At 70.6% G+C, this 22,384-nt stretch carries 23 protein-coding genes; 5 read left to right on the forward strand and 18 right to left on the reverse strand.

The features are described 5' to 3' along the window. Positions 1 to 78: 78 nt before the first annotated feature. Positions 79 to 1,614, reverse strand: a complete 1,536-nt coding sequence (hflX, locus tag AC1ROW_RS11390) for a GTPase HflX (protein ID WP_493019023.1) — start codon at positions 1,612 to 1,614, stop codon at positions 79 to 81. Positions 1,615 to 1,703: 89 nt separating this feature from the next. Between hflX and AC1ROW_RS11395 the strand changes: the two genes are divergently transcribed. Continuing rightward, positions 1,704 to 2,321: a class I SAM-dependent methyltransferase gene (locus AC1ROW_RS11395; protein WP_493019024.1), complete on the forward strand. Its 618-nt coding sequence runs from the start codon at positions 1,704 to 1,706 to the stop codon at positions 2,319 to 2,321. 82 nt (positions 2,322 to 2,403) lie between these two features. Here AC1ROW_RS11395 and dapF read toward each other — a convergent pair whose 3' ends face one another. The 16 genes from dapF to dapA all read right to left on the reverse strand — a co-directional run bounded on the left by dapF (position 2,404) and on the right by dapA (position 19,436). After that, the gene (gene dapF, locus AC1ROW_RS11400; RefSeq protein WP_493019025.1) at positions 2,404 to 3,282 is read right to left on the reverse strand and encodes a diaminopimelate epimerase; all 879 of its coding nucleotides are present in this window, start codon (positions 3,280 to 3,282) and stop codon (positions 2,404 to 2,406) included. A gap of 24 nt (positions 3,283 to 3,306) precedes the next feature. Beyond that, the gene (miaA, locus tag AC1ROW_RS11405) at positions 3,307 to 4,266 is read right to left on the reverse strand and encodes a tRNA (adenosine(37)-N6)-dimethylallyltransferase MiaA (protein ID WP_493019026.1); all 960 of its coding nucleotides are present in this window, start codon (positions 4,264 to 4,266) and stop codon (positions 3,307 to 3,309) included. 23 nt (positions 4,267 to 4,289) lie between these two features. Further along, complete coding sequence (miaB, locus tag AC1ROW_RS11410) at positions 4,290 to 5,939, reverse strand: tRNA (N6-isopentenyl adenosine(37)-C2)-methylthiotransferase MiaB (protein ID WP_493019027.1); 1,650 nt, start codon at positions 5,937 to 5,939, stop codon at positions 4,290 to 4,292. A 64-nt stretch (positions 5,940 to 6,003) separates the two neighbouring features. Then, entirely contained in the window at positions 6,004 to 6,591 is a 588-nt protein-coding gene (locus tag AC1ROW_RS11415) for a regulatory protein RecX (protein WP_493019028.1), read from the reverse strand. Positions 6,592 to 6,909: 318 nt separating this feature from the next. Further along, a complete protein-coding gene (gene recA, locus AC1ROW_RS11420) occupies positions 6,910 to 7,989 on the reverse strand; it encodes a recombinase RecA (protein WP_185277023.1) in 1,080 nt (359 codons plus the stop codon). A 323-nt stretch (positions 7,990 to 8,312) separates the two neighbouring features. Beyond that, positions 8,313 to 8,537, reverse strand: coding sequence for a DUF3046 domain-containing protein (locus AC1ROW_RS11425; RefSeq protein WP_493019029.1), 225 nt, complete (start codon positions 8,535 to 8,537; stop codon positions 8,313 to 8,315). A 65-nt stretch (positions 8,538 to 8,602) separates the two neighbouring features. Continuing rightward, the gene (locus AC1ROW_RS11430; RefSeq protein ID WP_454108703.1) at positions 8,603 to 8,914 is read right to left on the reverse strand and encodes a helix-turn-helix domain-containing protein; all 312 of its coding nucleotides are present in this window, start codon (positions 8,912 to 8,914) and stop codon (positions 8,603 to 8,605) included. Between the two features lie 149 nt (positions 8,915 to 9,063). Then, the gene (locus AC1ROW_RS11435) at positions 9,064 to 9,582 is read right to left on the reverse strand and encodes a CinA family protein (RefSeq protein ID WP_493019030.1); all 519 of its coding nucleotides are present in this window, start codon (positions 9,580 to 9,582) and stop codon (positions 9,064 to 9,066) included. After that, entirely contained in the window at positions 9,569 to 10,192 is a 624-nt protein-coding gene (gene pgsA / locus AC1ROW_RS11440; RefSeq protein WP_493019031.1) for a CDP-diacylglycerol--glycerol-3-phosphate 3-phosphatidyltransferase, read from the reverse strand. Before pgsA ends, AC1ROW_RS11435 begins: the two co-directional genes overlap by 14 nt. Positions 10,193 to 10,198: 6 nt before the next feature. Further along, complete coding sequence (locus tag AC1ROW_RS11445; protein ID WP_493019032.1) at positions 10,199 to 13,000, reverse strand: FtsK/SpoIIIE family DNA translocase; 2,802 nt, start codon at positions 12,998 to 13,000, stop codon at positions 10,199 to 10,201. Between the two features lie 101 nt (positions 13,001 to 13,101). Continuing rightward, a complete protein-coding gene (locus AC1ROW_RS11450) occupies positions 13,102 to 13,593 on the reverse strand; it encodes a GNAT family N-acetyltransferase (protein WP_493019033.1) in 492 nt (163 codons plus the stop codon). Positions 13,594 to 13,656: 63 nt separating this feature from the next. Next, on the reverse strand, positions 13,657 to 14,871 hold the full coding sequence (locus AC1ROW_RS11455) for an ABC transporter permease (protein WP_493019034.1): 1,215 nt from the start codon (positions 14,869 to 14,871) through the stop codon (positions 13,657 to 13,659). Beyond that, positions 14,868 to 15,569, reverse strand: a complete 702-nt coding sequence (locus AC1ROW_RS11460; protein WP_493019035.1) for an ABC transporter ATP-binding protein — start codon at positions 15,567 to 15,569, stop codon at positions 14,868 to 14,870. Before AC1ROW_RS11460 ends, AC1ROW_RS11455 begins: the two co-directional genes overlap by 4 nt. Continuing rightward, positions 15,566 to 16,630: an efflux RND transporter periplasmic adaptor subunit gene (locus tag AC1ROW_RS11465; protein ID WP_493019036.1), complete on the reverse strand. Its 1,065-nt coding sequence runs from the start codon at positions 16,628 to 16,630 to the stop codon at positions 15,566 to 15,568. The genes AC1ROW_RS11460 and AC1ROW_RS11465 overlap by 4 nt, the downstream gene beginning before the upstream one ends. 78 nt (positions 16,631 to 16,708) lie before the next feature. Continuing rightward, on the reverse strand, positions 16,709 to 18,385 hold the full coding sequence (locus AC1ROW_RS11470; RefSeq protein WP_493019037.1) for a ribonuclease J: 1,677 nt from the start codon (positions 18,383 to 18,385) through the stop codon (positions 16,709 to 16,711). A 73-nt stretch (positions 18,386 to 18,458) separates the two neighbouring features. After that, positions 18,459 to 19,436: a 4-hydroxy-tetrahydrodipicolinate synthase gene (gene dapA / locus AC1ROW_RS11475; RefSeq protein WP_493019038.1), complete on the reverse strand. Its 978-nt coding sequence runs from the start codon at positions 19,434 to 19,436 to the stop codon at positions 18,459 to 18,461. Positions 19,437 to 19,593: 157 nt separating this feature from the next. On the opposite strand from dapA, the gene AC1ROW_RS11480 reads away from it, so the two are divergent. The 4 genes from AC1ROW_RS11480 (at position 19,594) to AC1ROW_RS11495 (ending at position 21,931) form a co-directional block, all read left to right on the forward strand. Further along, complete coding sequence (locus AC1ROW_RS11480) at positions 19,594 to 20,016, forward strand: thioredoxin family protein (protein WP_493019039.1); 423 nt, start codon at positions 19,594 to 19,596, stop codon at positions 20,014 to 20,016. A 2-nt stretch (positions 20,017 to 20,018) separates the two neighbouring features. Next, entirely contained in the window at positions 20,019 to 20,507 is a 489-nt protein-coding gene (locus AC1ROW_RS11485; RefSeq protein ID WP_493019040.1) for a DUF4395 domain-containing protein, read from the forward strand. Between the two features lie 103 nt (positions 20,508 to 20,610). Then, positions 20,611 to 21,036, forward strand: coding sequence for an OsmC family peroxiredoxin (locus AC1ROW_RS11490; protein ID WP_493019041.1), 426 nt, complete (start codon positions 20,611 to 20,613; stop codon positions 21,034 to 21,036). A 4-nt stretch (positions 21,037 to 21,040) separates the two neighbouring features. Further along, the gene (locus AC1ROW_RS11495) at positions 21,041 to 21,931 is read left to right on the forward strand and encodes a TIGR01777 family oxidoreductase (protein ID WP_493019042.1); all 891 of its coding nucleotides are present in this window, start codon (positions 21,041 to 21,043) and stop codon (positions 21,929 to 21,931) included. Here the strand turns inward: AC1ROW_RS11495 and AC1ROW_RS11500 are convergent. After that, complete coding sequence (locus AC1ROW_RS11500; protein ID WP_493019043.1) at positions 21,928 to 22,383, reverse strand: hypothetical protein; 456 nt, start codon at positions 22,381 to 22,383, stop codon at positions 21,928 to 21,930. The two genes, AC1ROW_RS11495 and AC1ROW_RS11500, sit on opposite strands and share 4 nt — an antisense overlap. Between the last annotated feature and the right edge of the window lies 1 nt (position 22,384).

Genomic DNA, 22,384 nt, shown 5'->3' on the forward strand with positions numbered 1-22,384 from the left:
GGACTCGAGGGAACCTAGACAGCTCCAACTCGACTACGGAGGTCTCTCCTACGTCAACAACGATCCGGGTCAGTACATCTAGACGGCGAACGGCTCGAACACGGACTGGTACTCCGGCATGATCCGCGCGCGCACGCGCGTGCCGTCCTCCACGTACTCGGTGGAGACCACGCGGCCACGCTCGTGCAGCGCGGAGATGAGGTCGCCGCGGTCGTACGGGACGACCAGCTCCACCTCGACGGACGGGTCCGGCAGCAGGCGCGCGATGGCGGCGAGCACCTCGTCGACGCCCTCCCCGGTGCGCGCGGACGCGAAGATCGCGCCGGGCTCCAGGCCGCGCAGGATCAGTCGGTCGTCGGCCGGGATGAGGTCGGCCTTGTTGAAGACCACGATCTCCGGGATGTCCCGCGCGCCGACCTCCCCGATCACGTCCCGGACGGTCGCGAGCTGCGACGCCGGGTCGGGGTGCGAGCCGTCGACCACGTGCAGGATGACGTCGGAGTCGGCGACCTCCTCCAGCGTCGAGCGGAACGCCTCCACGAGCTGATGCGGCAGGTTCCGCACGAAGCCGACCGTGTCGGCCAGCGTGTAGAGCCGGCCGTCGGCGGTCACCGAGCGGCGCACGGTCGCGTCCAGCGTGGCGAACAGGGCGTTCTCGACGAGCACGCCCGCCTTGGTCACCCGGTTCAGGAGGCTGGACTTGCCCGCGTTCGTATACCCGGCGATCGCCACGGAGGGCACCGCGTTGCGGTTGCGGTTCGCCCGCTTCGCCTCGCGCGCCGGCTTGAAGCCGGCGATCTGCTTGCGCAGCTTCGCCATCCGCGAGTGGATGCGGCGCCGGTCGAGCTCGATCTTCGTCTCACCGGGTCCGCGCGAGCCCATGCCGGCGCCCGCTCCACCCACCTGGCCACCGGCCTGGCGGGACATCGACTCGCCCCAGCCGCGCAGGCGCGGGAGCAGGTACTCGAGCTGCGCCAGCTCGACCTGCGCCTTGCCCTCGCGGCTCTTGGCGTGCTGGCTGAAGATGTCGAGGATGACGGCCGTGCGGTCGATCACCTTCACCTTCACCACGTCCTCCAGCGCGCGCCGCTGGCTGGGCGCGAGCTCGGTGTCGGCGATGACGGTGTCCGCGCCGAGGGCGCGCACGACCCCGGCGAGCTCCTCGGCCTTGCCGCGGCCGAGGTAGGTGCTCGGGTCGGGATGAGGCCGCCGCTGCAGGAGGCCGTCGAGCACCGCGGCGCCCGCGGTCTCGGCGAGGGCGGCGAGCTCGCGCAGCGAGTTCTCCGCGTCCTGCAGCGAGCCCTGCGAGTAGACGCCGATGAGGACGACGTTCTCGAGCCGCAGCTGGCGGTACTCGACCTCGGTGACGTCCTCGAGCTCGGTCGAGAGCCCGGAGACGCGGCGCAGCGCCGCGCGCTCCTCGCGGTCGAACTGCTCGCCGTCGTGGCCGCCGCCCTCGGTGTCGCTGTGCTGGAGCGCCTGGGCTCCGGAGCCGAAGAGCGTCACCGTCGCGCGGTTCTGCTGGGTGGCCAGCACGCGCGCGACGACGTCGTCGACGGTGCGGTCGGTGGTCGCTTCTGCGGTCTGTTCTTCGAAATCTGTTCGTTCGGTCATTCACTGTCCCCTGATCCAGGTGGGGTACACCCTAGTCTGTCTGTTCTGCCGTGTTTGTCTGATGGTCCGCGTCCTGTACGGTCCTCTATATGGCCAGCGGAGATCACTACTTCTCACCCGCTCCCGAGAGCGAATTGAACCTGCGGCCGTTCACCGCACGCCTGGCGGGCCAGACGTACGAACTGGTGACGGCGAACGGGATCTTCAGCCCCGAGCGCATCGACATGGGTACGCGAGTGCTCCTCGACCATGTCCCCTCCGCGCCGCCCGGAGGTCAGTTCCTCGACCTCGGCTGCGGCTGGGGGCCTCTGGCTCTCACACTTGCTCTCGAATCCCCTCATGCGACCGTCTGGGCGGTCGACGTCAACACCCGAGCGCTGGACGTGGTGCGCCGGAATGCGCAGAAGCTCGGTCTCAAGAATATTAACCCCGTGACGCCCGATGATGTTCCCGAGTCGCTGCAATTCACCACGATCTGGTCCAATCCGCCCATCCGGGTCGGCAAGAACGAGCTGCACGACATCCTGCAGCGCTGGCTGCCGCGGTTGGAGCCGGGCTCTGACGCGTGGCTGGTGGTGCAGCGCAACCTCGGCAGCGACTCGCTGCAGCGCTGGATCCAGGCGACCATGCCGGAGCTGACGACGACCCGCGCGGCGATCTCCAAGGGCTACCGCGTGCTGCGCGCCCGCAAGCCCGCCGCCTCCTGACCACGCACCAAGCAGCCGACTACGCCGAAAATCCGGTCCTGCGCCCCGGAACGCCTGATTTCTCGCGTACTCGGGAGGTGGGTCAGGCGAGTTCGAGCGTGGCCGTGTAGACCAGCTCGGCCGGGCCGGAGAGCGCGACGTGCTCTCCGTCCTCCGTCGGGAACATCCGCACGCCCACGGTGCCGCCCGGCACCTCCACGCGCCACTGGTCCGGAGCGCCTTCGCCGGCCCAGTACCGCACGGCCAGCGCCGCCGCGGCCGCGCCGGTGCCGCAGGACAGCGTCTCGCCGCTCCCGCGCTCGTGGACGCGCATCCGGATCCGGCCGACGCCGTCGCGCACCAGCGGTTCCTGCGGCACGACGAACTCGACGTTCGCACCGTCCTCGGGCGCGGGCTCGATGTGCGGGATGTACGTGAGGTCGGCGGCCTCCAGCTCGGACTCGTCGGCGACCGCGACGACCACGTGCGGGTTGCCCATGTCGATGCCGAGGCCCGGACGCGCGACCGGCAGTTCCTTGGCCCGCACCAGCGGTTCGCCCCCGGCCAGGCTCCACCGGCCGAGGTCCACCTGGAACCCGGTGAGGTTGCGCTGCACGTCGCGCACGCCGGAGCGCGTGCCGATCGAGAGAGTGTCGCCGTCCGCGAGCTCGGCGAGCCCGGACGCGAGCAGGTAGCGAACGTACACTCGGATGCCGTTGCCACACATCTCGGCCAGGGATCCGTCGGCGTTGTAGTAGTCCATGAACCACTCGGCGCCGTCGTCCTCCGCGAGCGCCTCGGCGCCCTCCGGCAGGTGCGTGGAGCGGACCGCGCGGATGACGCCGTCGGCGCCGATCCCGAAGTGCCGGTCGCAGATCGCGGCGATCTGCTGCGGCGTCAGCGGCAGGCGTCCGTCCGGGTCGGAATAGAGCACGAAGTCGTTGCCGGTCCCCTGACCCTTGGTGAAATGGAGCGTCGCCATCCCCCCAGCCTATCGGCCGCAGGCTCAGCGAACGCCGAGCGCGTCCAGAGCGGAGGCCGTCAGGTCCGGGTCGTCGTAGTCGAGCCAGTGCAGGCCCGGGTAGCGCTTGAACCAGCTGACCTGCCTGCGGGCGTACCGCCGGGTGAGCTGCTGCGTGGCCGCGATCGCCTCCGCGCGGGTCAGCTCACCCTGCACCTCCGCGAGCGCCTGCGCGTAGCCGATCGCGCGGCGAGCGGTCACCCCGTCCTCCAGCCCGAGCGGGATCAGACGGCGCACCTCGTCGCTGAGCCCGTCGCGCCACATCCGCTCGACACGCGCGTCGAGGCGCGCGACCAGCTCCTCGCGCGGCGCCGCGAGCCCGAGCACAACAGTCGGATGCCAGTACTGCGGCTCCTCCGGGAGGGCGCCGCTCACGGGCTCACCGGTCAGCTCGGCGACCTCCAGCGCCCGGACGATCCGGCGCCCGTTGGACGGCCCGATCCGCTTCGCGGCCTCCGGGTCGGCGTCCATCAGCCGCCGGAACAGCATTCCCGGCCCCTGCGCGGCGAGCTCGGCCTCCAGCCGCGCCCGGAGCTCGGGGTCGGTCCCGGGAAAACGGAAGTCGAAGATCACGCTCGAGACGTACAGTCCCGACCCGCCGACGAGGATGGGCGTCGCACCGCGCCCGAGAATCTCGCCGACGACGCGCCGAGCCTCCGGTTGGTAGCGCGCGACGGTCGCCTCCTCGGTTACGTCGAGGACGTCGAAGAGGTGGTGGGGAACCCCCCGCCACTCGGCGGGCGGGAGCTTCGCCGTCCCGATGTCCATCCCCCGGTAGAACTGCATCGCGTCCGCGTTGACGACCTCGGCGGCACGGCCCCGCTCGCGGAGAGCCTCCGCGAGCGCGAGGGAGAGCTCGGTCTTGCCGGTGCCGGTGGCGCCGACGATGGCGATGAGGGCAGGGGCGGATGCGGAAGCAGCGCCAGCCTCACCGGCATCGGGCACGGCCGCCGCGGGGGCGTCCCCGCTCAGCGCTGGCCGTCCGACGGGTCGTAGATCGGCATCGTGCCGACGCCCGGGGAGGTCAGCGGGTCGCGGGGGCGCAGCGTCGGCAGGCCGAGCGACACCCGGCCGGCCGCCTGGGCGCCGTCGCCGTGGGACGGCACCGCGCACGACTCGGCCTCCGCGCGATCCCACGCGTCGCCCGCGCGGGTGCGGCGGATGGCGAGCGGAGCGCCGTCGGTGCTGTCCGCGATCAGGTAGTGCGGCGCCGCCTGCGTGATCCGCACGGTGACCACGTCACCGGGCCGCGGGACGTCGGAGCCGTCCGGCAGTTCGAAGTGGACGAGCCGGCTGTCGCGGGCACGGCCGCTCAGGCGGTGGGTGTCGGCGTCCTTGCGGCCTTCACCGTTGGCCACCAGCAGCTCGACCTCGCGGCCGATCAGTCGCCCGTTCTCCTCCAGGGAGATGCGCTCCTGTAGGGCGATCAGGCGGTCGTAGCGGTCCTGCACGACCTCCTTCGGCACCTGGTCGGCCATGTCCGCCGCGGGCGTGCCCGGACGGATCGAGTACTGGAAGGTGAACGCGGACGCGAACCGTGCCTGCTCGACCACGCGCATCGTCTCGAGGAAGTCCTCCTCGGTCTCCCCCGGGAAGCCGACGATGATGTCCGTGCTGATCGCCGCGTCCGGCAGCTTGGCACGCACCCGGTCGAGGATGCCGAGGAACTTCTCGGACCGGTACGACCGGCGCATCGACTTGAGGATGCGGTCGGAGCCCGACTGGAGCGGCATGTGCAGCTGCGGCATGACGTTCGGCGTCTCGGCCATGGCGTCGATGACGTCGTCGGTGAACGCCGCCGGGTGCGGGCTGGTGAAGCGGATGCGCTCCAGACCGTCGATCTCGCCCGCGGCGCGCAGCAGCTTGCTGAACGCCTGGCGGTCGCCGAACTCGACCCCGTACGAGTTGACGTTCTGCCCGAGCAGGGTGACCTCGATCGCGCCGTCCTCGACCAGCGTGCCGATCTCGGCGAGGATGTCGCCCGGGCGGCGGTCCTTCTCCTTGCCGCGCAGCGACGGCACGATGCAGAAGGTGCAGGTGTTGTTGCAGCCGACCGAGATGGACACCCAGCCCGAGTAGGAGGAGTCGCGCTTGGTGGGCAGCGTGGACGGGAAGGTCTCCAGCGACTCCAGGATCTCGATCTCCGCAGCGTCGTTGTGCCGCGCGCGCTCGAGGAGGCCCGGGAGCGAGCCCATGTTGTGCGTGCCGAACACGACGTCGACCCAGGGCGCCTTCTCGAGGATGACGTTCTTGTCCTTCTGGGCGAGGCAGCCGCCGACGGCGATCTGCATCCCCGCGTGCCGGCGCTTGACGCCGGCGAGGTGGCCGAGGTTGCCGTAGAGCTTGTTGTCGGCGTTCTCGCGGACAGCGCACGTGTTGATCACGACGATGTCCGCTTCGGCGCCGTCCGCCGGCACGTAGCCGGCAGCCTCCAGCGAGCCGCTGAGCCGTTCGGAGTCGTGCACGTTCATCTGGCAGCCGAACGTGCGCACCTCGTAGGTCCGTGGACGCCCATCCTCCGTGAGGGCGGCCGGCGACGGCTCGAAGACGCGGGAGTGCTCGGCTGTGCTCAATTCGGCTGTGCTCAGCTCGGCGGTGCTCGACTCGATGGTGCTCATGATGCGTACGATTCTACGTTCGACCGGGGCCGGAATCGAACGAGCGTCCGACCCCCGTTCGCGCCTACTGGAACCGCACTCCGCCGCGTCGACCGCGCGTCGCGAACGCCGCGTCCATCGCCTGCCGCACCACGGAGGAGTCGTAGCCCTTGCGCGCGAGGAACCCGTGGAGCCGGCGGCGCGCCGTCTCGTCGTCGTACGACGAGAGCTGCCCGATCCGCTTGACGGCCAGCTCGGTCGCCCGCTCCAGCTCGTCCTCGTCCGCGATGTCGGCCAGCGCCTCCTCGATCAGCTCGGGAGCGATGTGCCGCCGCTTGAGGTCCAATTCGATCGCCGACCGCCCGAGTCCCTTGCGGCTGTGCTGCGTGAACGCCAGGGTGGCGGCGAGCGACGCGTCATCGATCACGCCCATCGCCTCGAGCCGGTCGAGCTCGGGACCGTACACCTCCGGAGCGATCTCCCGCTTGGTGAGCAGCTGCTCGAGTTCCCACCGCGACATCCCCCGCCGCGCGAGCTGCCGGATGGTGACGCCCGACGCCTTGCGGGCGAGCCGTTCGGTCTCCTCATCCTCGACCCAGGACGCGTCGGCGGTGTTAGACGCGGCGGTGTTAGACGCGACGGCAGCGTCAGACGCGGCGGCGGGGTCGGACACGTTGCGAGCATCGGAACGCCGCGCAGGCTCGGCCGCCCACGTGTTGTTCCACCGCTCCGACGTCCCACCATCACCGGGAGCCGCGACCTCCTGAGCCCCCGGAAGCTCAGCCACCGGCCGAACCACCCCGGGCTCGACCACCCCACGCTCAACCGCCCGCTCCCGCTTCGCGCCCGGACGACGCAATGGCGTCACCGGAGCCACATGCTCGCTCCCGGAGTCCGAAGCCTCAGAGGGAAACCTCACCACCATGACATCCCCTCCTCATTCTTCTCCCGCAGCTGCCGTCGCTCGCATCACTCACGTCGAGCCGGCTGATCACGCCCCCTTACGAGCCTGCAGCTTCTTCTCCAGCGAGTCCACGTTGTCCGCCTCCGCGGGTGCTGCGGCAGCGTTCGGGTCCGCGATCACGCCGAGCTTGATGAGGATCTTGTGCTCGATCTCGGCGGCGATGTCGGCGTTCGCGATGAGGAAGTTGCGCGAGTTCTCCTTGCCCTGGCCGAGCTGGTCGCCCTCGTACGTGTACCAGGCGCCCGACTTCTTGACGATGCCGTGCTCCACACCGAAGTCGAGGAGGCTGCCCTCGCGCGAGATGCCGACGCCGTAGAGGATGTCGAACTCCGCCTGCTTGAAGGGCGGCGCCATCTTGTTCTTGACGACCTTGACGCGGGTGCGGTTGCCGACCGCGTCGGTACCGTCCTTCAGAGTCTCGATGCGGCGGATGTCGAGGCGGACGGAGGCGTAGAACTTGAGCGCCTTGCCACCGGCCGTGGTCTCCGGGCTGCCGAAGAACACGCCCACCTTTTCGCGAAGCTGGTTGATGAAGATCATCGTGGTGTTCGTGGAGCTCAGCGCACCGGTCAGCTTGCGCAGCGCCTGCGACATGAGGCGGGCCTGGAGACCGACGTGCGCGTCGCCCATCTCGCCCTCGATCTCGGCGCGCGGCACGAGCGCGGCGACCGAGTCGATGACGATCAGGTCGATGGAGCCGGAGCGGACCAGCATGTCGGCGATCTCGAGCGCCTGCTCACCGGTGTCGGGCTGCGACACGAGGAGGGCGTCGATGTCGACGCCGAGCTTGCGGGCGTACTCCGGGTCGAGCGCGTGCTCGGCGTCGATGAAGGCCGCGATGCCGCCGGCCCGCTGGGCGTTGGCGATAGCGTGCAGCGTCAGCGTGGTCTTACCGGAGGACTCCGGACCGTAGATCTCGACGATGCGGCCGCGGGGCAGACCCCCGATGCCGAGGGCGACATCCAGTGCGATCGACCCGGTGGGGACGACCTCGACGGGGGCGCGCTCGTCGCTGCCCAGTCGCATGACCGAGCCCTTGCCGAACTGACGGTCGATCTGGGCGAGTGCGGTCTCGAGCGCCTTCTCGCGGTCTGCGGGTGATGGCATTGCGGTTCTCCTTCGTGGGCTTCGCTGACGAGTTCGACTGTATGGCCGACCGCCGACACTCAAGCTGCCGACGACGGATCCGTGGACAACTCGTTTTCGATTGCTGCCTGTGCAGGAGTTTACCCAGTTCCGAACATATCTTCGAGCGTTCCTCTCCGGCGTGTCGCCCGCACATTCGTCACGAATGTCGACGCAGCGCGCCGCTTTCCCGACATTCGGCACGAATGTCCCGAACGGGTCGTGACGCGATTCGGCACGAATGTGGGGTTTGCGGGGTGCTTTCGCGACATTCGGCACGAATGGCGCGCGGGTGCGAGGGCGCTTCAGCGCTTGGGCGCCGGTTTGCCCGCGCCGTACCAGTGCGACTGCGGCACGCCGGTCTCGCGGCACAGCGCGAGCCAGACGTCGCGTGCCGGAATGCCGGCGTTCAGCGCCTCCTGCGCCGTGCGGTCGCCGAGCTCCCCGAGCACGAGGTCGGTCAGCAGCGCCTGTCCGTAGCCCGAGCCGAACTCGTCGACGACGGCGCGCTGGAACTCGCTCAACTTCATGGGTTCACCTTAAACGAGGAGCGCCCCGCATCGTGCGGGGCGCTCTCGGGAATGTCGTGGATGGTTCAGCGGGAGACGAGGTTCGCGTCCAGAGCGGAGACGAAGTCGTCGGGGATGGTGTCGGGGATGACCGGCTCGAGACCTTCGAGCACCGCGATGCGGTCTCCCACCTCGCGCATGATGACGGAGACCGGGGTCTCCAGCGCGTCGGCCACCGAGGCGAGGATCTCGCTCGAGGCCTCCTTCTGGCCGCGCTCGACCTCACTGAGGTAGCCGAGGGCGACACTCGCCTTGCTCGCGACCTGACGCAGGGTGCGGCCCTTCTGCAGGCGGAAGTCCCTGAGCACGTCGCCGATTTCCTGACGTACAAGAATCATTTCGGAGCCTCCTTCTTCTACCCTGCCGACGTATCGAATGGATGCCAACTGTACCGCATCCATGTCAGTCACGATATCCGCGACGACTGGGCTTTCGTTGTGAATGCAACGAGGTGTAACCCAATGGAAACACTGGCTATTCCCGGGTGTCAGCGCTCGACGATCCCGAGCTCGACGGCCAGTTCGCGCACCGCCCGGGCGACGGTCTGCGAGCGGATCGACTGCCGGTCCCCCGCCAGCCTCAGCTCGACCGAGCGGACTCCCGCCGCCGACGCGACGCCGACGTAGACCGTGCCCACCGCGCGGCCGCCCTGCGGCTCCGGGCCGGCCACCCCGGTGGTCGAGGCGCCGAGGTCGGCGGGGCGCCCGGCGACGGCGAGCCGCTCCCGCACTCCGGCCGCGAGCTGGCGCGCCACCTCCGGGTCGACGGGCCCCTCGCGCTCCAGGAGGCCCGCGTCCACCCCGAGCAGGGTGTGCTTGAGCTCGCTCGCGTAGACGACCGCCGCGCCGAGCACGACCGCCGAAGCCCCGGGGACGCGCGTGAGCTCGGCCGCGAGGCCTCCCCCGGTCAGCGACTCGGCGACAGCGACCGTCAGGCGGCGCTCGATGAGCGTGCGCACCACCCGGAAGGTGAGGTCGGCCGCGGCGACGTCGTCAGGCCCCGGCACGCTTGGCCTTCCGGCCGCGGTAGGCCTGCCAGAGGTAGTCGAAGCCCGTCACGACGGTCAGGATCACGGCCGCGGTCATCAGGATGCCGTTCACCCAGAAGATCCAGTCGCCGAAGATCGTCCAGAGCGGGAACAATGCGAACGAGATCGCGACCGACTGCACGACGGTCTTGATCTTGCCGCCGCGGGAGGCCGCGATGACGCCTTGGCGGATCACGACGAACCGGTAGACGGTGATCCCGATCTCGCGCACGAGGATGACGATGGTGACCCACCACGGCAGCTCGTTCAGGATCGAGAGCGACACCAGCGCGCCACCGGTCAGCACCTTGTCGGCGATCGGGTCGAGCAGCTTGCCGAGGTCGGTGACCGTGTTGTTGCGGCGTGCGATCGCGCCGTCGACCCCGTCGGTGGCGATGGCGAGCACGAACAGCACCGCCGCCGTCCATCGCAGCGGGCCGTCGTGGCCGGCGTCGGCGAGCAGCATCCAGATGAACACCGGCGCGAGGAGGATACGCACCACCGTGATCAGGTTGGGCACGTTCCAGTTGCTCGCGCGGTTCGTCCTGCCGTCCGCCGCGGCCGGCGGAGGCGTGTCGGGCACCGACATCGCGGTCTACTCCCTGCCGGTCAGCTGCCAGGCGTCCTCGTCCGAGTCGCCGTCCACCTCAGGATAGCCCTCGGTCATGGCCGCGACAGGGTCGGCTCCGTAGCGGTCGCCGTCGTCGTGGGCGTCGGCCGCGGGCGGTGCGGCCGGTGCGGGCGCGGCAGCAGGACGCGCCGGCGGCTCCTCGCCGCGCAGCCGCGCCAGCACCTGCGGCAGCTGCTCCGCGGTCACGAGCACGTCGCGGGCCTTCGAGCCCTCGGAGGGACCGACGATCTCGCGGGACTCCAGGAGGTCCATGAGCCGGCCCGCCTTGGCGAAGCCGACCCGCAGCTTGCGCTGCAGCATCGACGTGGAGCCGAACTGCGACGAGACGACGAGCTCGGCCGCCGCGAGCAGCAGCTCCAGGTCGTCGCCGATGTCCGAGTCGATCTGCTTCTTCTCCGCGCCCGCGGTGACGTCCTGCCGGTACTCCGGCCGGGCCTGGCGGGTGACGTGGTCGACGACCTTCTGGATTTCATCCTCGTTCACCCACGCGCCCTGAACGCGCAGCGCCTTGGAGGCGCCCATCGGCAGGAAGAGGCCGTCGCCCTGGCCGATGAGCTTGTCGGCGCCCGGCTGGTCGAGGATGACCCGCGAGTCGGTGACGCTGGTCACCGCGAACGCGAGGCGTGACGGCACGTTGGCCTTGATGAGGCCGGTGACGACGTCCACCGACGGACGCTGCGTCGCGAGCACCAGGTGGATTCCGGAGGCGCGCGCGAGCTGGGTGATGCGGACGATGGAGTCCTCGACGTCGCGCGGGGCGACCATCATCAGGTCGGCGAGCTCGTCCACGACCACGAGCAGGTACGGGTAGGGCTTGAGCTTGCGCTCGCTTCCCTCCGGAAGCACGATCTCGTTGTTGACGACGGCCTTGTTGAAGTCGTCGATGTGCCGGAACCCGAAGCTGGCCAGGTCGTCGTACCGCATGTCCATCTCTTTGACGACCCACTGCAGGGCCTCGGCGGCCTTCTTCGGGTTCGTGATGATGGGCGTGATGAGGTGCGGGACGCCGCCGTAGATGGTGAGCTCGACGCGCTTCGGGTCGATGAGCACCATCCGGACCTCGGACGGCTTCGCGCGCATCAGGAGGCTGGTGATCATCGAGTTGACGAAGCTCGACTTTCCGGAGCCGGTCGAGCCGGCCACCAGGAGGTGCGGCATCTTGGCGAGGTTCGCGACCACGAAGCCGCCGCCGACGTCCTTGCCGACGCCGATGGTCATCGGGTGGACGCTCTTGGCCGCCGCCGGGGAGCGGAGGATGTCGCCGAGCGACACGATCTCGCGGTCGCTGTTCGGGATCTCGACGCCGATCGCGGACTTGCCCGGGATCGGCGAGAGGATGCGGACCTCGTTGCTCGCGACCGCATACGAGAGGTTCTTGCTGAGCGCGGTGACCCGCTCGACCTTGACGCCGGGGCCGAGCTCGATCTCGTACTGGGTGACGGTCGGGCCGCGCGAGTACCCGGTCACCTTGGCGTCGACCCCGAACTGGGTCAGCACCTCGGTGATCGCGGCGACGATCTCCTCGTTGGCGCTGGAACGGATCTTCGCGGGCGTGCCCGCCGAGAGCATTGTGGCCGAGGGGAGGTTGTAGGGCGCGGTCGGCTGCGCCTCGCCCTCGTCCATCGCGACGGTCTCGTCGAAGTCGTCGGCGCCGGCCTGGAAGCCGGGCAGCACCGCGGGCGCGGTCGGCACGAGGGGCGCCGCGGCCGCGGTCGGCGGCACCTCGCCGGTGAAGCGCTGGAGCACGCTCTCCGCGTGGGCGAGCTCGCTGAGCACTTCGGTGTTGTAGTGGTCGCTCGCCGGGTCCGGCTCCAGGACGGACGCGAACTCGCCCTTGCCGCGCGCGGGCGTGCCGAACACGTCGGTGAGGTCGGCGGGCGCCTCGTAGTCCGGGTCCTCCTCGCGCTGCGACTTGTTGCGCCGCCACCACGGCAACGCGGTCTCGCCCTCCGGTTCGTCCAGGCCGTCGAGCTCGACCTGCTCGGTGTGCTGGTTCTTGCGCTCGTCCTTGGCCTCCTGACGCTCCTCCTCCGTGGGCAGCTGGGCGCCGAACAGGTAGGCGTACAGCTCACGGATGCGGGCGGGCAGCTTGTTGGGCGGCGTCTTGGTGATGATGAAGAGGCTGAGGATCAGCAGCAGGATGATGATCGCCGCGGCCCCGTAGGGCGTGATCAGCCAGGAGAGCGGGGCGGCGATCAGCCAGCCCAGCATCCCGCCGGCCTGGGCGAGAGCGGCGACCCCGTCGGTGGGCGACGGATGGTGGCTGAACAGGTGGCAGAGCCCGGAGATCATCAGCAGCAGGATGCCGAGGCCGATCCCGATGCGCGTGTTGTCGTGCACGGAGCTGGGATGGCGGAACAGCCACGCGGCGAAGATCACCATGATCACCGGGAGCGCGAACGCGACCCGGCCGAAGAGCAGGCCGAACGTCCAGGAGTCGAGCGTGCGCGCGACCTGGTCGTTGATCAGGAACCACTCGACGACGACGCCGGCGATGGCGAGCAGCACGAGGAAGAACGGGAAGCCGTCGCGCCGTTCCTCCTTGCTCAGCTTCTCCGGACCGAGCGCGCGGAACGCGCCGCCGGTGAGGTGCGCCAGGCCCATCCACGCGCGGACGAGCGGACTCGGCGCGTCGTCGGCGGCCGGGTACGCGACGGTCTTCTGGGTCTGCGTCTTCGTCGGGGTCTTGGCGGCCGTCTTGCGCGCCGTCGAGCCGCCGCGGCCGGACCCCCGGGCGGACGAAGTCGACTTGGTGCTCGTAGCCATAGGTTCAACGCTACTTCGGACCCCCGGCAGGGGGACGGATCACGCGCTGAGATTGGGGAAAATCGGCGGCGACGCGCGGGCTGTGAGGACTGACCGGGCGCTCAGCGCACGGCGCGGACCATCGTGTCGGCCGTCGCGCGCGACTGCACCGTCACGTAGCCCTCGCTCACGTAGAGCCGCTGGGCGAAGTTCGCCCGCTCGACGCTCAGGCTCAGCCGGTTGGCGCCGGAGCCGGCGGCCAGCCTCCCGAGCTCCTGGAGCAGCGCGCGGCCGACACCCTGCGCGCGCCACTGCGCGTTGACGCCGAGGGTCAGCTCCGGCACACCGACGGCGACGAACCCCTTTCCGGGCGCGTCGGCAGGGAACAGCCGGGCCCAGCAGGCGCCGACCGCGGCGCCGTGGACGTCCTCCGCGACGCAGCCGAAATCCCCCGGCCGCTTCCAGCCCGCGACGTAGCGCAGGACGGACGGGTCCTCCAGCACCGCGACGCGCGGACGGGCGCGCGCGGCGTTCCAGTTCGCCGCCTCCACCAGCATGTCGGAGAGGATGCGCGCATCCTCTCCGCTCGCCGGGCGGATCCGGAACCCTGTCATGGCTGAACGCTACTCGCCGGTGTGTTTCGCGCGGGTTACAGAGAGAGTGACGATGGTACGCGCTCAATAGCGGATGGCGTCGATGACCTTCACCCGCACCGCGACGAGCGCCGGTAGCAGTCCCGCGAGCGCCCCGACTGCGGTCGCCGCGACCAGCCCGAGCACGGCGGCCTCCACCGGGAACGGCGGCATGTCGGCGATCATTCCGCGGCCGAGCTGCTCCTCCACCCACGGGTTCTTCACAACCAGCACCGAGAGCGCCACGCCCGACGCACCGGCGACCAGCGTGGCGACGACGCTCTCCATCATCACCGCGAAGAAGATCCGCGCGCTCGTCGCACCGAAGCTGCGGCGGACACCGATCTCCCGGATGCGGTGGCGCACCGTCACCATCGCGATGTTGACAAGACCGAGCGCGCCCAGCAGGAGGATGAGGACGGCGATGCCACCGACGCCGAGCTTGAGGTAGAGGAGCGGGTCCTCGGTCCGGTCGGCCATGTAGTCCGTCCGCGAGACGTGGACCGCGTCACGGCCGAACGACTGTTCGAACTCGGCGGTGATCGCGGTGACCAGGGGTGTCGCGAGCTCGGGAGGCACCCAGGCTTCGAACGAGGTCGACAGCGGTCCGAGCGGGTCGGGTGCGACCAGTCGGTCGACACCGGAGTTCAGGATGAACGCGCTCGGGTCGTCGTTCCAATTGCGGGCCTTCAGCACGCCGACGACGACGGCGGTGACCTTCGTGTCGCCGTTCAGCACGGTCGCGGTGGGGTGCGCGGCGAGCGACGGCATGCCGAGCCGCTGCCAGAACTGCTCGTTGACGACGATCGGCGGCGCGAGTAGCTCGTCATCCGAGGGCTGGAACCAGCGACCCTCCATCACGACGGTGCGGTGCATCGTCGCGTAGTCCGGATCGACGGTCTGGGTCATGACCGACGTCACCCCGTCGCGGAACTGGACGGGCAGCGAAGCGCCCCCGACCTTCGAAGAGTGGCGGATGTCGTGGCGCTTGACGATCGTGGCCCACGCCGCCTCGAGACGCTCTCCGCTCGTCGTGCCCTCCACGCCCGGACTCGCCGAGATCAGCGCGGGACGGCCACCGTAGCGCTCGTCGTTCTCGCGCATGCCCTGCTCGACGATGTTCGCCAGCCCGACGACCGAGCTGAGTGCGCACACGGCGATGCCCACCCCGATCAGCGACAGCAGCACCCGGGTGCGGTGGATGCGCAGCACCTGCCAGGCCTCCACGATCGCGCCGCACAGGGCGGAGAGCGCGTTCACGCGGCCACCTCCGCGGTCGCGGCGTGCAGGCGTCCTGCGTCAAGCCGGTAGCGGACCTCCGACCGCGCGGCCACGGCCGGGTCGTGGGTGATGACGACCAGCGCGGCGTCGTTCTCCGCGGCGACGTCCTCCAGCAGGTCGATCACGGTGGACCCGGTCTCCACGTCCAGCGCCCCGGTCGGCTCATCGGCCAGGATCAGGCGCGGCCCGCGCACGAGCGCCCGGGCTATGGCGACGCGCTGCTGCTCGCCACCGGACAGCACCTCGGGGAGGGAGTCGAGCCGGTGGCCGAGTCGGACGCGTTCGAGCATCTCGGTGGCGAGGACCCTGCGCTTCCAGAACCGCCGGCCCGTCGCGTAGAGCAGCGGGGTCATCACGTTCTCGAGCGCGGTGCGGCCCGACAGCAGGTTGAACTGCTGGAACACGAAGCCGACGTCGGCGCCGCGGCGCAGATCGCGAGCGCGGCCGCCGATCCGCTCGACTGGGACGCCCTCGAACTCGAACTCTCCGCTGCTCGGGGAGTCCAGGAGGCCGAGGAGGTTGAGCAGGGTCGACTTGCCCGACCCGGAGCGGCCGACGACCGAGACGCGCTCGCCCGCCTCCACGACCAGGTCGACGCCGTGCAGGATCGTGAGCGGCTCGGCGTCCGGGACCCGGACCGTCTTGGTGACCCCGCTCAGGCGCAGCAGGGCCGTCACAGTCCGGCTGCCGGGTCGGAGCCTGAGCACATCATCCCGCCATTGCCCATCGGCACGCAGCCGCCCTCCGGTGTCGCTGCGCCCGGGACGAACTGCAGGACGGAGTCGCCCTCCTTGAGGCCGCCTGCGACCTCGACGGACGTGCCGTCGGTGAGCCCGAGCGCGACCTCGACCTCCTTCGGGTCGCCGCCCTTCTCGCCGGGGACGTAGACGATGCCCTTCTCGGCGGAGCCCTTGACCGCGGTCGTGGGCACCGTGAGCACGTTCTCCGCGCGACCGGCGGAGATCGTGAGATCGGCGCTCAGCCCCGCGAACACGGTTACCTCGGCAGGAACCGCGCAGCGAACGGTCGTGGTGGAGTCGCCGGCGCCGCCGCCGCTCGTTCCGGGCTCCGCGTTCGGCGCGGCGTTCGACGCGGTCGCGGGCGGCGTCGTGATGGTCAACCCGGTGCACGTGAACGGGGCCGGGCCGCCCTTCACGGTGACCGTGGCCTCCGTCGGCCGGTAGATCAGGCGGTACTGCTGCTCGGCCGGTAGCGTCGCCGACACGGAGAAGCTCGGCGGCGCGACCGAGGCGACCGGGTCGCCGATCGCGACGTTCTGCCCGGCGAGCACCGGGAGCTCGCTCAGCACGCCCGCGATCGGCGCGGTGACCTCCGTGTAGCTGATAACGGGCTTGCGCTCTGTCAGTGTCTGCGTGCCGTCCGGCCCTGTCTCCAGGACCGGGTCGCGCGGTGTCTCGACCCGGATGTCGAAGAGCACGGCCCCGGCGTCGACCGGCTTGCCGACCGTCGCCTGAACCTTGTTCACGGTGCCCGCCGCTGTCGCCCGTGCGGGGACCGCGTCGTCGGCGACGATCGACCCGGAGACCGTCACGTCGTTGACGATCGTGCCGGTCTCCACGGTCGTGACCGGATCGGCCAGCTGGCCGGTCGGGGTCGCGGGATCCGAGGCCCGCGACTCCCCGCTCGGGAAGAACGCCAGCTTCACCAGCGCGACGGCGATCGTCGCCACGATCACGATTCGGATCGCCGGGAAGACCCAGCGTCGCACAACCCCCACATGCAGCCTTTCATTCGCGTGCGCCGACCCCCGGCGACACGTGAATTCCATCTTACATGTAAGGACCGATACTCCGGCCTAGGCCTCGATGACGAGCGGCACGATCATCGGGCGGCGGCGGTAGCTGGTGTTCACCCAGCGGCCGACCGTCCGGCGGACCACCTGCGAGAGCGCGTGCGAGTCGCGGACGCCGTTGTGCGCCGCGTCGGCGAGGGCCGCCGCGATCTTCGGCTTGACGGCGTCGAACACCGCGTCGTCCTCCGCGAAGCCGCGGGCGTGGATCTCCGGGCCCGTGACGATGCGGCCGCTGGTGGCCTCCACCACCACGATGATGGAGATGAAGCCCTCCTCGCCGAGGATGCGGCGGTCCTTCAGGTCGGCGTCGGTGATCTCGCCGACGCTGGAGCCGTCGACGTAGACGAAGCCGAGGTCGAGCTGGCCGACCACGCGGGCGACGCCGTCGCGCAGGTCGATGACCGTGCCGTCCTCGGCGATGATCGTGTTCTTCTCCGGCACTCCGGTGTCCATCGCCAGCCGCGCATTGGCGACCAGGTGGCGGTACTCGCCGTGCACGGGCATCACATTGCGGGGCTTGAGGATGTTGTAGCAGTAGAGCAGCTCGCCCGCGGCCGCGTGGCCGGAGACGTGCACCTTGGCGTTGCCCTTGTGCACGACGTTGGCGCCGAGCTTGGTCAGGCCGTCGATGACGCGGTAGACCGCGTTCTCGTTGCCCGGGATGAGGCTGGAGGCCAGGATCACCGTGTCGCCGTGGCCGACCTCGATCTGGTGGTCGAGGTTCGCCATCCGCGCCAGCACCGCCATCGGCTCGCCCTGGGAGCCGGTCGACATGTAGACGATCTCGTCGTCCGGGAGGTCGGCGGCCTTCTTGTAGTCGATGAGGACGCCCTCGGGCACCTTGAGGTAGCCGAGCTCGGCGGCGATGGTCATGTTGCGCACCATCGAGCGGCCGAGCAGGGCGACGCGGCGGCCGTTGGCGGCGGCGGCGTCGAGGACCTGCTGCACGCGGTGCACGTGGCTGGAGAAGCTGGCGACGATCACCCGGCGCGGGGCGCGGGCGATCACGGTGTCGAGCACCGGGCCGATCGAGCGCTCCAGCGGCGTGAAGCCGGGGACGTCGGCGTTGGTGGAGTCGGCCATGAACAGGTCGACGCCCTTCTCGCCCAGGCGGGCGAAGGCGCGCAGGTCGGTGATCCGGTCGTCCAGCGGGAGCTGGTCCATCTTGAAGTCGCCGGTGTGCAGCACCGTGCCGGCCGGCGTCGTGATGGCGACGGCCAGTGCGTCCGGGATGGAGTGGTTGACGGCGACGAACTCCAGGTCGAACGGACCGAGCTGCTCGGTGCGGCCTTCCTTGACGGTGAGCGTGTAGGGCTGGATGCGGTGCTCCTTGAGCTTCGCCTCCACCAGCGCGAGGGTGAGGCCGGAGCCGATCAGCGGGATGTCCGCGCGCAGCTTGAGCAGGTACGGAACGGCGCCGATGTGGTCCTCGTGGCCGTGCGTCAACACGACGCCGAGGACGTCGTCGAGGCGATCGCGGACCGGGGCGAAGTCGGGCAGGATCAGGTCGACGCCGGGCTGGTCCTGCTCGGGGAACAGGACGCCGCAGTCGACGATGAGGAGCTTGCCTTCGTATTCGAAGACGGTCATGTTCCGGCCGATCTCGCCGAGACCGCCGGTGGGGATGATCCGAAGCGTTCCCGGTTCGAGTGCCGGGGCTTCGGAGACGAGGTTGGGCATCGGCCCTCCAATGTTCAGGTGTGTACGTACGTCCGGGCACGAGGCCCGGGGTGGAACCGGCCGCGGAGCGGCCCTAGCGTGTGGCGCCGGCGATCTTGGGCAGCGCGCCGCCGGCGGCGGCGTTGCGATCGGGGCGGAAGTTGCGGAAGTCTGCGCCGGGGATGTCGCGGACGAGGTCGAGCTCGTCCTCGATCTGGGCGGCCTCCCACTCCTCCGGTCCGACCAGCGGGAGACGGACGCGCGGACTGGAGATGCGCCCCAGGCCGTGCAGGATGTACTTGGCTGCGACGGTGCCAGGGACGTGCGTCATGACGGCGCGGACCAGCGGCTCCAGCTTCCGGTGGGCAGCGGTGGCGGTGGCGAGGTCGCCGGCGTTGACCGCGTCCACGATCTGCCGGTAGGGCGTCGCGGTGATGTTGGCCGTGACCCCGATGAGGCCGGTGGCGCCGATCGAGAGGTGCGGGAGGACGTTGGCGTCGTCGCCCGAGAAGTACATCAGATCGGTCTGGTTGAGCACCCGGCTGACCTCGCTGAAGTCGCCCTTGGCGTCCTTGATGGCGAGCACATTGGGGTGCTTGGCGATGCGCAGGATGGTTTCGTACTTGATCGGGATGCCGGTGCGGCCCGGGATGTCGTAGAGGATGACCGGCAGGTCGGTCGAGTCCGCGATCATGCGGAAGTGCGTGAGCACACCGGCTTGGGTCGGCTTGTTGTAGTACGGCGTGACGATCATCACGCCGTCGGCGCCGGCCTTCTCGCTCTGCTTGTAGAGCTGGATGGCGTGCGCGGTCTCGTTCGAGCCGCCGCCGGTGATGATCTTGGCCCGGCCGCCCGCGACGGACTTGCCGACCTCGACCAGGCGGAGCTTCTCGGCGTCGGTGAGCGTGGAGGTCTCGCCCGTGGTGCCGGTGACGACGATGCCGTCCGCTCCCGCGACGATGACGTCGTCCATGTGCTTCTCCACGCCGGCCCAGTCGACCTCGCCATCGGCGGTGAAGGGCGTGACCAGGGCGACGAGCACCTGGCCGAAGGGGTTAGCGGGAGCAGCCATGGGATCAAGGCTATCGGGTCGGGCACGGCGGCCGCTTCCCCCGGCGGCCGATCGGTGGAGAGCTCATGCCGTCGGCGCGCCTGTGGAGGACGACTGCCGTCATCTTCGTTCACACTCCCTTCAGTCGGTTGCGCAGCACGCGTATCGTCACCTCACGATGTCCGTACCCTCCGCCCTCCTCGTCCTGCTCGTCCTGGTCGCCGTCGCGACCACGGCCGGCCTCGTATGGCGCGCCCGCACCGGCCGGGTCCGCACGGCGCGCGCCGATCGCGTGACCGCGGCCGACGTCGGCGCCAGCGGACTCGGCTCCCGCGCCACCCTCGTCCAGTTCTCCACGGCCTTCTGCGCCCAGTGCCCATCCACGGCGCGCGTGCTGCACGGGGTCGCGGGCGAGCACGACGGTGTCGAGCACCTGGACGTGGACCTGACCGTCCGCCCCGAGCTCGCCCGCCGGTTCGGCGTGCTGCAGACCCCGACCACCCTGCTGCTCGACGCCCGCGGCACCGTCCGCGGCCGGATCGCCGGCGCCGCCCGGCCCGGCGAGGTGCGCAGCGCCCTCGACCGCATCCTGACGGAGTGACCATGACCGACACACCGAGCACCACTCGACCCGGCACGGCCGGCATCGACCCGCGCTCGCCGCGCTTCGGCGCCGCGATCACCGCCGTCCTGCTGCTGATCGACCTCTTCCTGGCCCTCACCGGCGCGACCGTCGCCGCCGCTGTGCTGCTGCTCCTCATCGCCCTGCTCTTCGCCTGGGGAGCCTTCGCGGGCGTGCGCCGCCATCCCTACGGTCTGCTGTACCGCGTCGCGGTGCGACCCCGGCTCGCGCCGCCGACCGAGCTCGAGGACCCGGCGCCGCCGACCTTCGCGCAGGCCGTGGGCCTCGTCGTCACCGGCGTCGGCCTGCTGCTGTTCGTGCTCGGCGTGCCGGCCGCCCTGCCGATCTCCGCCGCGCTGGCGTTCATCGCGGCCTTCCTGAACGCGGCGTTCGGGTACTGCCTGGGCTGCCAGATCTACCTGCTGCTCGTGCGCGCGGGTGTCATCCGAAGGAGCGCCAGCACGCTCTGACGGCCGAAACCGGGAATCCCCCGCACGAGGGCCGACGCGTCGGAGGCCGCCAGTAGTCTGGGTCGCACGCCCGCGCTCTGCGGGTGGAACGACAGGAGGTCTCATGGCAGTCACCAGCGAATCCACCACGGTCTGGACCGGCGATCTGAAGTCCGGCTCGGGGACGGTCTCACTGGACTCGTCCGGAGCGGCGACGCTCTCGGTGAACTGGAAGGCCCGTTCGGAAGGCGGCGCGGAGACCTCCACGCCCGAGGAACTGCTGGGCGCCGCGCACTCCTCCTGCTTCTCGATGGCGTTCTCGAACGTCCTCGCGGGCTTCGGCACTCCGCCGGAGAGCATCCGCACCACGGCGGCGGTCACCTTCGACCCCGCGCAGGGCATCACCGGCAGCCACCTCCTCGTGGAGGCGAGCGTCCCGGGGCTGGGCGAGGAGGACTTCCAGCGCCTCGCCGACGAGGCCAAGCGCACCTGCCCGGTGTCGCGTGCGCTCGTCGGCATCCCGATCACGATCGAAGCCACGCTGGCCTGAGCAGATGCGGGTGCTCGTAGCCGGCGCGTCCGGCATGATCGGCACCGAGCTCGTCCGCGCACTGGCGGCGGAGGGCCACGACGCCCTCCGCCTGGTGCGGCGGGAGCCGGCCGCCGCGGACGAACGCGCCTGGGCCCCCTCGGCGCGCAGCATCGACCTGCGGCTGCTGGACGAGACGGACGCCGTGGTGAACCTCTCCGGCGCCTCGCTCAACCGCCTGCCGTGGACGGCGGCGCACAAGCGCCGCATCCTCGACTCGCGCCTGGCCGCGACGGGCACGCTCGCGGACGGGATGCGCCAGGCCGCGAACCCGCCCGGTGTCTTGGTCAGCGGCGCGGCGGTCGGATACTACGGCGACCGGCCGGGGCAGACCCTGACCGAGGACTCCACGAAGGGCACGGGATTCCTGTCGGACGTGGTGGAGGCCTGGGAGACCGCCGCGCACCTCGCGCCCAGCGGCGCCCGCGTGGTCACCATCCGCACCGGAGTCGTCGTGGGCCGCGGAGGTGCGATGGCGCCGTTGCTGCCGCTGGCGAAAGCCGGGCTGCTCGGCCCGATCGCGGGCGGCCGGCAGCACTGGCCGTGGGTGAGCCTGCACGACGAGGCGGCCGCGATCGTCCACCTCCTGACCTCCCCGCTCAGTGGACCCGTGAACGTCGTCGGCCCGGAGCCCGCGACCGCCGGCGAGGTGCTGCGCGCGCTCGCGAAGGCGGTGCACCGGCCCTACGGCCTGCCGCTGCCGCGACCGGTGGTGAACCTCGGGCTCGGCGAGGCCGGGCGCGAGCTACTCCTGGCCGACCAGCGGGTGCTCCCGCAGCGCCTGCTCGACGACGGGTTCGTGTTCCGGGACGCGACCGTGCAGGAGGCGATGGCGCGACTGGTGCAGCGGGCTTAGGCCGACGCGCGCTGCTCGGCCCGGTACAGCCCGATCGCCTGCCGCAGGGCCGCCCGCGCACGGCGGCGGTCACCGCTCGCGTCGTACGCGAGGCCGAGCCGGAACCACGCCCGCCAGCTCTCCGGCGACGCCTCCACCTCGGCCTTGAATTGCGGGAACTCCGCGTCGGCGGCGTCGCGCAGCGGGCGCCCCGAGGCCCGGTGCGGGAGGTCGTCCACCGGCAGGGTGCCCTCGGCCGCCATCAGCTTGACGAGCTTCTCGGTGCGGGCGCCGAACAGCAGTTCCCGGACGAGCGCCCACGCCGCGATCAGCCCGATCACGATCAACGCGACGCTCATCGCGATGCCGACGGCCGACCCCGACGCGAAGAGCAGGACCGCGCGCTGGAAGACCAGCACGAGGTAGACGACGAGCAGCAGCGCCATGAACAGCGCCGAGAGACGGTTGCGCATC

Source organism: Leifsonia sp. GW821-FHT13C09 (assembly GCF_058806435.1).